The organism is Nitrospirota bacterium, assembly GCA_016219645.1.
GTDB lineage: Bacteria > Nitrospirota > Nitrospiria > Nitrospirales > Nitrospiraceae > Palsa-1315.
In genome coordinates, this window is record JACRLR010000016.1 from 379356 (window position 1) to 392780 (window position 13425).

Sequence of the window (13425 nt, forward strand, 5' to 3'; positions counted from 1 at the left end):
TCCATGTCGGCCGCCGATCTATCCCAGCCCAAATTACCCCCTCAGAATCTGGAGGCCGAGCAATCGGTCCTTGGCGCAGTGCTTCTTGACAATAGCGCGATGGCAAAGGCGATGGAATTGCTGGTCGAGGAGAACTTCTACCGCACGTCGCATCGGAAAATTTATCGTGCGATGCTGGAGTTGTCGGAGGTCGGAGAAGTCATCGATCAGATCACATTGACGGAACGGCTGAAGGCGCAGGGTGAAATCGAGGCGATCGGGGGAGCAGCCTATCTGGCGGAACTCGTGCAGAGCGTGGCCAGCTCCGCCAATATTCGTTACCACTGCAAGATCGTGCGGGACAAGGCATTGCTGCGGGAGCTCATCCATTCTTCCACAGAGGTTCTCACGCGCGGGTACGAAGGCACCTCTTCAGTTGACGACCTGCTCGATTTCGCAGAACGGTCGGTATTCAGCATCGTCCAAGGCAAACTGGATCGGTCGTTCACTCCCCTTAACTCCATCATTAAAGAAAGCCTCGATCTCGTCGATAAACTGTCGAAGCGAAAAGAACATATCACTGGTGTGCCCACCGGCTTTTATGATCTCGACGATATCACCGCCGGGCTCCAGCCTTCCGATCTCGTGGTGATCGCGGGGCGGCCCAGCATGGGGAAGACGAGCCTGGCGTTGGGGATGGCTGTACATGCCGCCATCCACGCAGGCAGCGTGGTCGGAATTTTTAGTCTGGAAATGTCGAAGCCGCAGATTGTCCTCCGTATGCTGAGTTCGGAAGCACGGGTCGATTCACACGGCCTTCGGACAGGCAAGCTTCAGAAAGAGGACTGGTGGCGTCTTGCGGAAGCGGCAGGCCGACTGGAACAAGCGCCGATCTATATCGATGATACAGGAGGCATCACCGTACAGCAAATGCGGGGTAAGGCGCGCCGGCTGAAAGCCGAGCGTGGGTTGGATCTTTTGATCGTCGACTATCTCCAGCTGATGCAGGGACGGAGCGATTCGGAGTCCCGCCAGCAAGAAATCTCTGATATTTCACGCTCGCTAAAAGCCCTGGCCAAGGAGCTTAACGTGCCGGTCGTCGCGTTGTCGCAGCTCAGTCGTGCGGTAGAGGCCAGGAAGCCACCGGTTCCGATGCTGGCTGACCTCCGCGAGAGCGGCGCGATCGAGCAAGATGCAGATGTCGTTATGTTCATATACCGCGAAGAGGTGTATGACCAAAACTCAGAACGGAAAGGCATTGCCGATATTCTCGTGAGCAAACACCGCAACGGGCCTATTGGGAAGAGGGAACTCTTTTTCCACGACCGTTTCGCGAAGTTCGAAAGCCTCGACAAACACGAAGTCGTTTGACCCTGCCCAAACCCCTTTCGTATAATCTTTCAGAGCTCGCAGGTAGATAGGCTGAAGGCTTTTAGCCTTCGGTCTTCAGCCTATCTACCTGACCTGAGCAGTTACTCTAAATCCACCAAGAGGATCGTGCGAATGTTCACAACAGGAGTCATTCCGAGTCGAACAGTGCGCCGCCAAGGTTTTACGTCGCTCTGGTTGCTGATCTCCCTGATGATGGTGGCCTGTGCTGCCGCGCCTCAGACGCCTGAGAAGCGTGCTCTTGCCGACACGCCGAAGGCTGCGTCCTCGGTTCATCCCCCCGATGCCGACGCTTCCTATCACTTCATGCTGGGGTACCAAGCTGAGCTTGCGCAGGACATGGATCGCGCGATTCGAGAATATCAGTCTGCGCTGAAGGCGGATCCGGCATCTCAAACTGTGAAGGCCCGGCTGGCAAGCCTCTATTTTTCCCTTGGCGATATGCCCAACGCGCTCCTCTATGCGGACCAAGTGGCAGAGGGAGGAAGCCAAGATGGTCAGCTGCTCACCCAGATGGCAGGTATTTTAGCCAGTGCGGGGCAAGGGGAGCGTGCGGTGAAACTGTTAGATCGCGCGATCGCTGCGGATCCAACGTCTGGGGATCCCTATTTTACGAAGGGCCTGTTGCTCCTGAATCTGAAGCGGCAGCCTGAAGCGGAGCAGTCTATTCGGACTGGTTTGGCGAAGTCTCCTGACTCTGCTGTGGGCCATTATCACTTGGGACGACTGCTCCTCGATGCGGGGAAAGGGGAAGAGGCCGCGGCGAGTTTTGAGCGGTCGATTGCGGCGAATGCTTCGTTTGAGCCGGCCTATCATGCGCTCGCTTCGATTTATGAATCTCGGCAATCACAGGATCGCGCGATCGCCGTATTACGGAAATACCTTCAGACTGTGAACCCTCGAAACCGCGCTATCCAGCACCAGTTGGTTCGTGTCTATATGGCGGCAAAGGACTATCAGGGTGCCAGGAAAGAATTGAATGATCTGTTGGCGGAAGACCCGTCTGACCTCGATGCGCAGCTTCGATTGGCGCTGCTATATGGTGAGGAGAAGGAATATGCCAAGGCCATTGATCAGCTGACCCAAGTTCTCAAGGCGCGCCCGACGGAGCTTAAAATCAGAGATTACCTTGGATTTCTCTACGAGGAGTCCAAGGACACGAAGAAGGCCATCGAGACCTACACATTTAACATTCAACTTGAACCCTCCTACTTCGAAGGGCAATTGCATCTCGGCCTGTTGTACTATCGATTGAAGCAATATCCGGAGGCCATCACCCACTTGACCCAGGCCCGTAAGATTAATCCAAAACAGCCTGAAACCCACATCGTGCTGGGGTTGATCTATCTGCAGAAGGAACAGTTCGACGACGCAGTAAAGGTCTTGGAGGAGGGCATCAGCCAGAATCCCAAGAGCGCCGATCTGTACTTCAATCTCGGGACAGTCTACGACAAGCTCAACCGATTCGATGACGTCGAGCATGTCATGGAAACCGCAATTAATCTGGACCCCCACCATGCCGATGCCCTCAACTATCTGGGATATAGCTACGCAGAGCGGGGGGTAAAAATCGACCAGGCGCTTTCCCTCACGAAGCGGGCCGTCTCGCTCAAACCGAGTAATGGGTATTATATCGATAGCCTCGCCTGGGCCCTGTTCAAATCCGGCTCGTTCACCGAGGCCTTGGCGGAGATGAAGCGCGCTGTTGCGCTCGCAGGGGATGACCCGGTGCTCTATGAACACCTCGGTGACATTTATGCCAAGCAACGAAACTTGACAGAGGCCCGCGAGGCCTGGCTCCGAGCATTGGAATTGGACCCTTCCAATAACAAGTTGATGGACCGATTTCGCGAGTTGGGGATGGGAGATCCGGCACAGGAAGAGCGTATCCAACAGGCCAAGCAGCGTGTATCCGAGAAGATACAAACTCAGTAATACATCCCCCCGCTCTAACAGTAGCCCTGCTTTCACCGATTTATCCTCTCTATTAAAGTTGATCTCGCCTTCAGCCTGGATCAACCTTTCAGAATCTGACAGGCCGACCCAGTTCCATTCTCCTGCGCTCAATGCTCGTTTCCATGGATTGTTCTTCCGCTGTGCCGGGGAGTCTGCTCGATTATCTTCATAGCCAGAGAGGGAAGTGTAGGGGGGACCAAGTCCCGTGCGGCAGGCGACAAATATTGGCAGATCAGGGCAAAAGCTGGAGAGAGGCACACCAAACATAGGATCCCACCAGGAAGAAGCAAAGCGTAACCATTTGATATTACGTGTTCCTCGCCATTTCATTGTCTGAAAACTCAGCAGGCATCGAACCTGCTAAGGGTTAGGCAACAGCAACAGATATGGGGTCTCGATGACAAAGAAGCAAGGGTGTGTAAAGGGGCGAGATCAGTGAACCATCAACAAGGAGGCAGTACGATGTTGAAGCAGTTAAAGGGGCAAAAGGGTTTTACCCTGATCGAGTTGATGATCGTCGTGGCGATCATCGGGATCTTGGCGGCCATCGCCATCCCGAACTTCCTGCAGTACCAGATGAAATCGCGTCAGTCCGAAGCCAAGACCAACCTCCAGGCGATCAAGACCTCTCAAGTCGCCTTCCAGTCTGAGCGAGGCTGTTATGTCGGTATGACGGGGGAGGGTGTAGCAACCCCTGCAGGTGGTACCAAAACAACTCCATTTACCTGGGGTATCGGACTGCCAGCGACTATCCCTGCAGTGGGCTGGTGTGTTGCGGGTGGTACATTTGCAGGCACCTTCGTTGATATTGGGTTTAAGGCAACGGGAAATGTAAATTATCTCTATCAAGTAAATGCGACACTAGTTGCAGCTCCAGGTCTCTATACGACGGCCACTTCTTGTGCTGCCTCCATCGGAGCGCCTCCTGCTAACGGAGCGGCTGGTGCCGGAGCTGTCGGTATGAACAACTTCCTTGCGATGGCGAGTTCGAATCTTGATGGCGACAATGTTGCGCCGAATGCCGGGGTTTCCCTCTGGGATGCGACGGTCGACCATGGTGCTACGGATTGTACGACTGGTCAATTCTAGGTTGCTGTAGATAAGTTCATGAGGCCCCGGCAGCCATCAGGCTGCCGGGACCTTCCCATTTACTCATCCTGCCGCGGTGTCTCTCTCATGGCGGTTTCAACAGCCCTACATCATCGCAATACCTCGATCGGGAATCAGATTCTGCTTTGCACGGGAGCGATTCTCTTGCTGGCCAGCGTCGGCTGGTTGCAAGGGGAGCTCGATCAGCGGCAGGATCGGACTGTGGTGCAGATCGAAGGTCTTGCTCAGCTTCCCAAGGGTGAATATCTCAAACCGGCCCTGCTCGGCTATCACCACCTAGGTGCGGATGCTCTATGGCTCAGGCTGGTGCAAGTAATCGGGAAAAAACGGAATAGTGCGGATGAATATGAATGGATGTATCACGCCCTGGATGTGTTGACCACGCTCGATCCTCAGTATGCCTACGCCTATTACGCCGGTGGGGTCATTCTCGGCGATCTCGCCAACCGCCCGGACTTGAGCAATCTACTCCTGGAAAAAGGATTCAAGGCCAATCCCGATGTTTGGAACATTCCCTTTCTGCTTGGATACAACTATTACTTTCTGCTCGGCGATTCAGCCAAAGGAGCAGAGTACATTATGGAAGCGGCTCGCTTGCCGGAAGGTCCATCTTATCTCCCAGGGCTTGCTACTCGCATGGCAGCAGAAGCAGGAAGCCCGGACACAGCATTGGCATTTCTTGAAGCCCGATTGCGGGAGACGCAGGATCCTGAGATGCGAGAATTCTTGGCGAACCGGATGAAAGAAGTTATCATTGAACGGGATATTCGCCTACTGGAGAGCGCAGTGGAAGCCTATCAGATGCAACATCAAACCCCTCCTGTGACACTCATGGATCTTGTAAAGGCAGGGGCCCTTCCGAATATTCCAGAGGAACCGTTCGAAGGAGACTATCGGTTGGATCCCAGGACCGGTTCGGTCTCCAGTTCAACCCATCCGAACCGTCTACGAACCTTCTTTAAACGTACAAAGCCTCCTGCCTATCTCTTTCCTAAGATAGAGCCTGCCTACAGTTTCCCGAGGACATGGGAGTGAGCCATGACGCCTGACGCTGATCTTGTGGTCCAGACTGAACAACTGTCTAAGATCTTTCGCGTGGGGTTCTGGGGCAAGCGAGTGACCGCTGTAGATGGCATTAGACTCGAAGTCCAGCCTGGGGAAGTGTTCGGTTTTCTTGGCCCGAACGGCGCGGGGAAAACCACCACCCTCAAGATGTTGATGGGGCTCATCTATCCAACAAGCGGACAGGCCTGGTTGTTCGGCCGGGAGTTGGGCGACCCACAGACCAAGGCCAGGCTGGGCTTTCTTCCCGAGGCTCCCTACTTTTATGACTACCTCACGAGTCGGGAGTTTCTTGGGTTCTATGGGCATTTGTTCGGACTCTGGGGAGCTGTTCTTGATAAGCGAGTCGACGAACTCTTGGAGCTGGTCGGTATGACCCATGCGAAGGATCTTCAGCTCAGGAAATTCTCAAAAGGCATGTTGCAGCGGGTGGGGGTTGCCCAAGCCTTGATCAATGATCCGGAGTTGGTGGTGCTGGATGAACCCATGTCCGGATTGGACCCCATCGGGCGGAAAGAAGTTCGCGATCTGATCTTGCGACTCAAAGAGTCAGGGAAGACGGTCCTGTTCAGCTCCCATATCCTGCACGATGCCGAAGTGTTATGTGATCGAGTCGCGATGATCCTGAAGGGCCGGCTCGTGGCCTGCGGCAAGGTGACCGATCTGCTGCATCAAGGGACGCATCACCAAGTGGAACTCGTCGTGGACAGTCTGACCCCAGAAGGGTTGGACCACTTACGTCCGCTTGTCGACAAGGTGGTGATGCAAGGGGATCGGATGCTGGTGGTGCTGAAGAACCAACAACAAGTGGCAGGAGCGCTGGAGATTATCCGCGCGGCAAAGGCTTCTCTGGTGTCGCTCAATCCTCAGAAGGGGTCGTTGGAGGATCTATTCATCCGGGAGGTTGCAGGGCATCAGAGTCCGTCGGAGGACCGCGCATGAAAGTCTTGTCGATCGCTCTGAATACCTTTCGGGAAAATTTACGAGACAAGTTGCTCTACAACCTGCTTGTGTTTGCCTTGCTCATGATCGGCAGTTCCGTGGTCTTGTCACGGTTGACTCTGGGGGAGTTCCACCGTCTCATACTGGATATCGGACTCGGGAGCATCAATTTTTTCGGGGTCTTGATCGCCATTTTTGTCGGGATCGGACTGGTGAGTAAGGAGATCGAGAAGAAAACCATCTATACGATTGTGTCGAAGCCGGTGGCCCGTTACCAATTTCTGCTCGGAAAGTACCTGGGCCTCTCAATTACCTTGTTCGTCAACACGGTGGTGATGGCACTGGGGCTGTTGGTGGTGCTCTACGCCCAAGGAGTTCCCGTTGAGGGGATGCTCTTTAAGGCACTGGCGCTTATTTTCATTGAGTTCATGGTCATTACTGCGGTGGCGTTACTGTTTTCGACCTTTACCAGTGCCACCCTGAGTGCCATCTTTACCCTGGCCCTGTATGTGATTGGGCATCTTACCGCGGATCTGAAAGTGTTCGGGGCAAAAATGGATGATCTCACCAGGGGAATCTTGGACGGAATTTACTATCTCTTGCCCAACCTCGAGCGGTTCAACTTGAAGGGTCATGTCGTGCACCACCTCGACGTCGGCGGTTCGGACCTATTGCTGATTGTCGCCTACGGAGCGACCTACACAGCGGTTCTGCTCTTTACAGCCAGCCTGATCTTTCATCGACGAGATTTCCGCTAGCCAGCTCCAGATTCTCTACTTGCATTATGCCGAGGGGCAGGGTATTGAAGAGAGTACCGCGCCTGTACCACTGGTCATTTGGGTGTTGAAATTCATACTGGAGAACAGCATCGATGAATGTGCCATTGCTTGATTTGAAAGCTCAGTTTCAGCCCATTCGGGCGGAGGTTTTCGCCGCGATGCAGGCTGTCTGTGACGAGCAAGGCTTTGTGTTGGGGCCGCGCGTCTTGGCGTTCGAGGAAGCCATTGCCAGATACATCGGGTGTGGCTATGCGGTCGGCTGTGCCTCGGGAAGCGATGCGTTGTTGCTCTCTCTGATGGCCATGGGGGTGAAGGCCGGGGATGAAGTCATTACCATCCCGTTTACATTTTTTGCTACGGCAGGCGCTGTGTCGCGATTGGGCGCGAAACCGGTGTTTGTGGACATTCAGCCTGATTCATACAACATCGATTCCGAGTTGATTGAGAATGCGATCACGTCTCGCACAAAGGCGATCATTCCCGTGCACCTCTTCGGGCAATGTGCGGACATGGCCGCGATCAATGAAATAGCGAAGCGGAAAGAAGTTCGCGTTATCGAGGATGCCTGCCAAGCCATTGGGGCGGCACAGCAGGGGAACCGCGCAGGCGTATTGGGTGACACCGGGTGCTTTAGCTTTTTCCCCACCAAGAATTTAGGAGGTTTCGGCGATGGAGGGTTGATTACAACCAACGACCAAACCCTTGCAGACTCTATGGCCATGCTCCGTGTTCACGGGAGTCAGGTTCGGTATCTCCACGAAGCAGTAGGAATCAATAGTCGGTTGGATGCGCTCCAGGCTGCCATACTCCAAATCAAATTGAAGTATCTTGACCAGTGGACTGAGGGACGACGTCGGAATGCTGAACGGTATCAGCAATTGTTTGCCCGGACGAAGCATGCGGATCGCGTCAGGCTTCCATCCACGATGCCAGGGAATTTTCACGTCTATAACCAATTCACCGTGCGAGCACCGAAGCGCGACGAGTTGCGTGCCTTTCTCAAAGAAAAGGGGGTCGGCACGGAGGTGTACTATCCGCTCCCGATGCATCTCCAAAACTGCTACAGAGATTTAGGGCACCAGAAGGGGGCCTTCCCGCAGTCAGAACAGGCGGCTGATGAAGTCATGTCACTTCCAATTTATCCGGAATTGACCGAAACGCAGCAGGCCTACGTGGTTGAGATGATTGCGGAGTTCTATCAGCGCGCGTAGCAGGATGCTGAGAAAGTCCGCCAGCAGAAGATTGCCGTTATTTGGTTTATTTGGTTTGTTTGGTTTGTTTCGTTTGTTTGGTTAAGCAAGACAAACCAGATGAACCAGATCAATCTGCCCCGCCAGTCTCGCTCGGCTATCCTGTTAGAAAGAAGGAGCCCATGATGAAAGCGCTGACCTGGGGAACCTTGTTTGTACTCTCCTTGATATGGGGTACGGAGGCTATCGGCAAGGAGTTATCCCCTCGGGAGATTTACGAACAGGCCTCTCCATCCGTAGTGATGGTGATGGGCTATGCGGATGGCGGCAGGAAGGGGAGCGGAGGAACCGGTTCAATCATTCAGTCGGATGGACTGGTTCTCACCAATGCCCATGTTGTGATCGAAGAGCAGACGGGAAAACCATTCCCTCGACTGTCCGTGTTTCTGAAGCCGGCCCGGGTTACGGGAGAGTCATCGAGCGATCTTTCCCGTATGCTCCGTGCCAAGGTCGTGGCCTATTCACAACCATTGGATCTAGCCTTGCTGAAACTTGATGGCATGAGCGAACGGCTGCCTGTCGTCGATGTGAGTGAATCGGGACGGGCCAGGATCGGGGATCGAGTGGTGGCCATCGGTCATCCAGAGCAGGGCGGACTGTGGACCCTCACTACTGGAGTGATCAGCGCGGAAGTCGATAATTTTAATGGTGTAAAGGGCAAGCACGTGTTTCAGACCGAGACGGGACTGAACCGTGGAAATTCAGGTGGCCCCCTCTTGGATGGAGAAGGTCGAATGATCGGAGTCAATACTGCAATTGCCCGTGTTGCGTCGGATGGCCTTCCGATCATGAGCATCAGTTTTGCCCTCAAGTCGAGCGTCGCTGGCCAGTGGTTGCGGGAGCAAGGCGTGGGGGCAGAGAGGCAGGGAGGGGGTAAGGGGGTAAGGGGGGGGAATCGAATAGATCAGACAGACCTGATCGACCAACCGGCTCAGTCAGTGCAGCCACAAGTCAAACCAGCCCAGCCTCATCAGTCTGACTTGCAACTCAAGCAGATGGTGAAACCGGATGCGGCCCAGCCAGCGCCGCGTCCATATAACCTCGATCAGTTGATCAGCGATCGTGCGAGAGCGGAAGCCGACCTCGACAGCATGATGTCGGAAATGCGTGGACGGATGAAGGGGCGGTAGAATCCAGGTGTTTAGGCTGAAGACTAAAAGCCTTCAGCCTAAACACCTGAGCGGTTACGTTTCTTCCAGCATCCTGCTATGTCGTAATTGCTCCTTCCGAGGCGGACGAGACATGCCGGGCATATTTGCCCATCACACCTGAGGTATAGTGTGGCAGTGGTTGTTTGACCTTCTTGAGCCTGGCGTTGATTTCTTTCTGTGAGAGCTCCACGCTTAGCGTCCGCTTGGCAATATCAAAAACAATCATGTCTCCGTTCTTCAAGGCGCCGATAGGGCCGCCTTTGATCGCTTCCGGTGCAACATGACCTGCCATCAAGCCATGGGTTGCCCCGGAGAAACGGCCGTCGGTAAGCAGCGCAACGGAATCGCCTAAGCCTGCGCCAACGATAGCCGCGGTTACGCCAAGCATTTCTCTCATGCCTGGTCCGCCGGACGGGCCTTCATAGCGGATTACTACCACATCACCTGCTTTGATCTGACGGGACTGGACCGCGACAAACGCATCCTCTTCTCTGTTGTACACCTTCGCTGGACCGCGGAATGTCATAATCGAGTGCCCTGCTACCTTCACGACGCAGCCGTCCGGGGCGAGGTTCCCACGCAAAATCACCAACCCGCCGGTTTGCTTGATCGGATTCGAGAGGGGACGGAGTACCTGTTGGCCTGATGTTTCCTTGGCTCCTTGGGCTTCTTCTCCAATCGTCCGGCCGGTCACAGTCGGCTGGCGCTCGTGCAAAAGACCAGCATCGATCAGACGCTTGGCGACTAAGGTTGTCCCCCCAGCCGCATAGAGATCCGAGGCAACAAATCGCCCACCTGGCTTCAGATCGGCGAGTAAGGGCACTTTCCGATTGATCCTGTCAAAGTCGTCGATGCTCAGGCTAATGCCGGCCTCTCGCGCGATGGCGAGCAGGTGCAGCACGGCGTTCGTCGACCCGCCTGTGGTCGCAACCGCGGCGATCGCATTTTCCAGCGATTTCCGCGTGATGATTTGGCGGGGCCGCAGGTCTCGCTTCAAGAGGTCCATGACCATCTTCCCGCAATCGAAGGCCACGTCGTCCTTTCGTTGATCCATAGCCGGCACGCCGTTCCGTCCCATCGGCGAAATGCCGAGGAACTCGAACGCGATGGCCATGGTGTTGGCCGTAAACTGGCCACCGCAGGCGCCTGGGCCAGGGCAGGCATGGTCTTCGAGATCTTTGAGCTCAGCGTTGGTCATCTTGCCGGAGGCATGTTTCCCGACCGCTTCGAACACGTCTTGAATGGTTACATCGTGGCCTTGGAAGTGACCCGGCATGATCGAGCCGCCATAGAGCATCACCGATGGCAGGTTCAGTCGAGCAAGCGCCATCACGGTGCCGGGAATGGTTTTGTCACACCCCGACAATGCCACCACACCGTCGAACAAGTGCCCACGGGCCACGAGTTCGATTGAATCGGCAATCACCTCCCGACTGATCAACGAAGCCTTCATCCCTTCAGTCCCCATCGAAATGCCGTCCGACACCGCAATAGTGTTGTACTCGATGGGAGTGCCGCCCGCAGCTCTGATGCCCGCCTTAACCCGTTCCGACAATCGGCGCAGATGGAAGTTGCAGGGCATGACCTCTATCCAGGTGTTGGCGACGCCGATGATCGGGCGGGACAAGTCCTCGTCGGTAAACCCAACGGCTTTCAGCATCGCGCGGGCCGGTGCTCGATCAGGACCGATCAGCAAATTGTGGCTTGTAAGCTTCAAACCCTTCGGCATGACTGCGTAATTCCTTTCCCTCTCACCCGTCTCCTTGCCGTTCTTTATGGGGCCGTCGGATGTGCCGAATCGCCGCCCATGTGCGGATTGTCTTTCATCGCGCCCCCGTGGGGGTTGCCGTATTCCATCCCTCCGCCCTTGTGCTGCTGCATCACTTTCTCATGCTCGGTCTTTTCCTTGGCTCGTTGCTCCGGAGTCAGCACAGCGAGGACATCCCGCTTAGCCTTGATGGAGACCATCCGTAGGCCGACTTGCAGGTCATGGCTCTGTTTCACCTTGGCTTCGACCGCGCCCAGGTCGGACTTCTCATTCTCGGTTAAGGCCTTCACTTCTCGTTCCGCTACCTGGATGTCGGCTTCGGTTCTGATACGGGTCTTGTCCAGGTTGAGCTGCATGTCTTTCAGTTTCGCCACTTGCTCGGGGGTGAGACCGATTTCTTGTTCACGCTGCAGCAGATGCCTGATCAGGTGACCGGTGCCGCTATGTTTCATGCTGGCGCCATATCCACCCGTCGAACTATGCCCGCCGCCCACATGCCCTTGTTTACCGTAGCCTGGCTCATTGGCCCAGACCGTGGAAAACCCGACGGTTAGAGCGAATACCGATGCGACGCCCAACGTCACGATGGTTCCTGTTTTCTGCTTCATGCTTGCCTCCTTGGTTTGGACCGGATGAAGGTGTTTATTTCTTCGATGCGAGCCGATCTATTTTGATCTCACAGACTTCGAGAATGAGTGGTTGTAGATTGCCAGATCGACCCAAACAACGCAAGCCAACAACGCACCTTGACGAGCGTACAGGCGCTGGAACATCACAAAGGAAAGAAATGCGGGTCTTTCCCGCATCGACATGATCGAATCGGCATATTCAATGAACGTGAGCCCACGCAAGATGCTCAAAAAGGCAGTTCAGCAAGGCCGCAGGCGAAGCAAGAACCGGAAGCATACCCTCTGGGGTATGTTGAGGATTCTTGCGAGCCGAGAACGCCGCTGGCGGACTTTTTCAGCATCTTGCTAGGGATGTGATCGCCGTCTGGCTTGGTCAAGCAGCTCGGCACGGGGGTCCGGGTGTGCGATGCTCCTGAGTCGGTCGTACAGTGCTCGTTCCTCGTCGGTCGAGGAGGGCGGCATCACGATCTGGATGGTCAGAAAGAGATCTCCGTGGCCGCCGGTTGCCGAAGGAAGTCCCTTTCCCTTGAGCCGAAGCTTACTGTCAGCTCGACTCCCCGGCGGGACTTTCACCCGAACCGGCTCCATCAGTGTGGGGGCCATCACGTCGGCACCCAGGGCCGCTTCCCATGGAAAAACGGGGAGGGAGACATGAAGGTCGCTACCTTGCCTGCGAAAAATCTTGTCCGGAGCGATCGCCACCCGCATATACAAGTCCCCAGGCTTGCCGCCATTGCTCCCGGCCTGGCCCTTTCCGGCCACGCGAACTCTGCTTCCATCCTGCACTCCGGCGGGGATTCGCACTTCAATCGTATTGGGCTGCAGCGTCGCTCCGTGCCCCTGGCAGGTCGGGCAGGCTCGTCCACGAAGAGCTCCGCTGCCATGGCAGGCGGAGCAAGGCACTGGTTCCTGCAAGGTCACGCGTTTCGTCACGCCGGCTAATACCTCGGCCAGAGTCAGCTGTACTTCCGTCTCAAGGTCCTCACCCTGCATAGCCAAACCACGGCTATTGCCGGCTCGCCCGCCTCCTTTGAATAGATTCTCGAAAATGTCGGCGAAGCCTTCCCCGCCAAACGAAAATTCTGGACCCCCCTGCCCACGGGCACCAGCCTGTCGGCGCGCCTGTTCGTACGCCTCTGCCTGCTCCCAGTTCGTCCCATATTGGTCGTATTTTTTTCGTTTATCCGGATCGCTCAGGACTTCGTGTGCCGCGTTCAACTCCTTGAACTTTTTCTCCATCTCCGATTTCTTGGCCCCGCTATGGAGATCGGGATGGACTTGGCGCGCGAGACGGCGATAAGCCTTCTTGATGTCGTCTGCCGAGGCAGACTTGGAGAGGCCGAGCACTTGATAGTAGTCGCGTTCTGTTGTCGCCATGAGAGGTAGATAGGGCCGGTTTAGGGTTGGTCA

Annotated in this window: 10 protein-coding genes and 1 pseudogene; 8 read left to right on the plus strand and 3 right to left on the minus strand. The window is 55.4% G+C overall.

Going from position 1 to position 13425, the window contains the following annotated elements; all coding sequences use genetic code 11:
* Positions 1 to 3: 3 nt before the first annotated feature.
* From dnaB to HZB34_06220, 8 genes and pseudogenes are all read left to right on the plus strand, one after another.
* Complete coding sequence (dnaB, locus tag HZB34_06185) at positions 4 to 1350, plus strand: replicative DNA helicase (protein ID MBI5315542.1); 1347 nt, start codon at positions 4 to 6, stop codon at positions 1348 to 1350.
* A 132-nt stretch (positions 1351 to 1482) separates the two neighbouring features.
* Positions 1483 to 3303: a tetratricopeptide repeat protein gene (locus tag HZB34_06190; protein MBI5315543.1), complete on the plus strand. Its 1821-nt coding sequence runs from the start codon at positions 1483 to 1485 to the stop codon at positions 3301 to 3303.
* 483 nt (positions 3304 to 3786) lie between these two features.
* A pseudogene (locus HZB34_06195) lies at positions 3787 to 3888 on the plus strand (prepilin-type N-terminal cleavage/methylation domain-containing protein).
* Between the two features lie 612 nt (positions 3889 to 4500).
* The gene (locus tag HZB34_06200; protein ID MBI5315544.1) at positions 4501 to 5469 is read left to right on the plus strand and encodes a hypothetical protein; all 969 of its coding nucleotides are present in this window, start codon (positions 4501 to 4503) and stop codon (positions 5467 to 5469) included.
* Positions 5470 to 5472: 3 nt separating this feature from the next.
* Positions 5473 to 6438: an ABC transporter ATP-binding protein gene (locus HZB34_06205; protein MBI5315545.1), complete on the plus strand. Its 966-nt coding sequence runs from the start codon at positions 5473 to 5475 to the stop codon at positions 6436 to 6438.
* A complete protein-coding gene (locus HZB34_06210) occupies positions 6435 to 7196 on the plus strand; it encodes an ABC transporter permease (GenBank protein MBI5315546.1) in 762 nt (253 codons plus the stop codon). The genes HZB34_06205 and HZB34_06210 overlap by 4 nt, the downstream gene beginning before the upstream one ends.
* A 113-nt stretch (positions 7197 to 7309) precedes the next feature.
* Positions 7310 to 8428 (plus strand): DegT/DnrJ/EryC1/StrS family aminotransferase, encoded by a 1119-nt coding sequence (locus tag HZB34_06215; GenBank protein ID MBI5315547.1) that lies wholly within the window; start codon positions 7310 to 7312, stop codon positions 8426 to 8428.
* A 161-nt stretch (positions 8429 to 8589) separates the two neighbouring features.
* The gene (locus tag HZB34_06220; GenBank protein ID MBI5315548.1) at positions 8590 to 9597 is read left to right on the plus strand and encodes a trypsin-like peptidase domain-containing protein; all 1008 of its coding nucleotides are present in this window, start codon (positions 8590 to 8592) and stop codon (positions 9595 to 9597) included.
* Positions 9598 to 9673: 76 nt separating this feature from the next.
* On the opposite strand, the gene ilvD is transcribed toward HZB34_06220, so the two are convergent.
* The 3 genes from ilvD to HZB34_06235 all read right to left on the minus strand — a co-directional run bounded on the left by ilvD (position 9674) and on the right by HZB34_06235 (position 13392).
* Positions 9674 to 11347, minus strand: a complete 1674-nt coding sequence (gene ilvD / locus HZB34_06225; GenBank protein ID MBI5315549.1) for a dihydroxy-acid dehydratase — start codon at positions 11345 to 11347, stop codon at positions 9674 to 9676.
* A gap of 44 nt (positions 11348 to 11391) precedes the next feature.
* The gene (locus HZB34_06230) at positions 11392 to 11994 is read right to left on the minus strand and encodes a periplasmic heavy metal sensor (GenBank protein MBI5315550.1); all 603 of its coding nucleotides are present in this window, start codon (positions 11992 to 11994) and stop codon (positions 11392 to 11394) included.
* A gap of 366 nt (positions 11995 to 12360) precedes the next feature.
* Positions 12361 to 13392 carry a J domain-containing protein gene (locus HZB34_06235; GenBank protein MBI5315551.1) on the minus strand — a complete coding sequence of 344 codons (1032 nt, stop codon included), beginning with the start codon at positions 13390 to 13392 and terminating at the stop codon, positions 12361 to 12363.
* Positions 13393 to 13425: the final 33 nt, after the last annotated feature.

Coding starts and splice junctions, on each gene's coding strand:
- dnaB (MBI5315542.1), top strand. CDS start 4: ATGTCGGCCGCCGATCTATCCCAGCCCAAATTACCCCCTCAGAATCTG.
- HZB34_06190 (MBI5315543.1), top strand. CDS start 1,483: ATGTTCACAACAGGAGTCATTCCGAGTCGAACAGTGCGCCGCCAAGGT.
- HZB34_06200 (MBI5315544.1), top strand. CDS start 4,501: ATGGCGGTTTCAACAGCCCTACATCATCGCAATACCTCGATCGGGAAT.
- HZB34_06205 (MBI5315545.1), top strand. CDS start 5,473: ATGACGCCTGACGCTGATCTTGTGGTCCAGACTGAACAACTGTCTAAG.
- HZB34_06210 (MBI5315546.1), top strand. CDS start 6,435: ATGAAAGTCTTGTCGATCGCTCTGAATACCTTTCGGGAAAATTTACGA.
- HZB34_06215 (MBI5315547.1), top strand. CDS start 7,310: ATGAATGTGCCATTGCTTGATTTGAAAGCTCAGTTTCAGCCCATTCGG.
- HZB34_06220 (MBI5315548.1), top strand. CDS start 8,590: ATGATGAAAGCGCTGACCTGGGGAACCTTGTTTGTACTCTCCTTGATA.
- ilvD (MBI5315549.1), bottom strand. CDS start 11,347: ATGCCGAAGGGTTTGAAGCTTACAAGCCACAATTTGCTGATCGGTCCT.
- HZB34_06230 (MBI5315550.1), bottom strand. CDS start 11,994: ATGAAGCAGAAAACAGGAACCATCGTGACGTTGGGCGTCGCATCGGTA.
- HZB34_06235 (MBI5315551.1), bottom strand. CDS start 13,392: ATGGCGACAACAGAACGCGACTACTATCAAGTGCTCGGCCTCTCCAAG.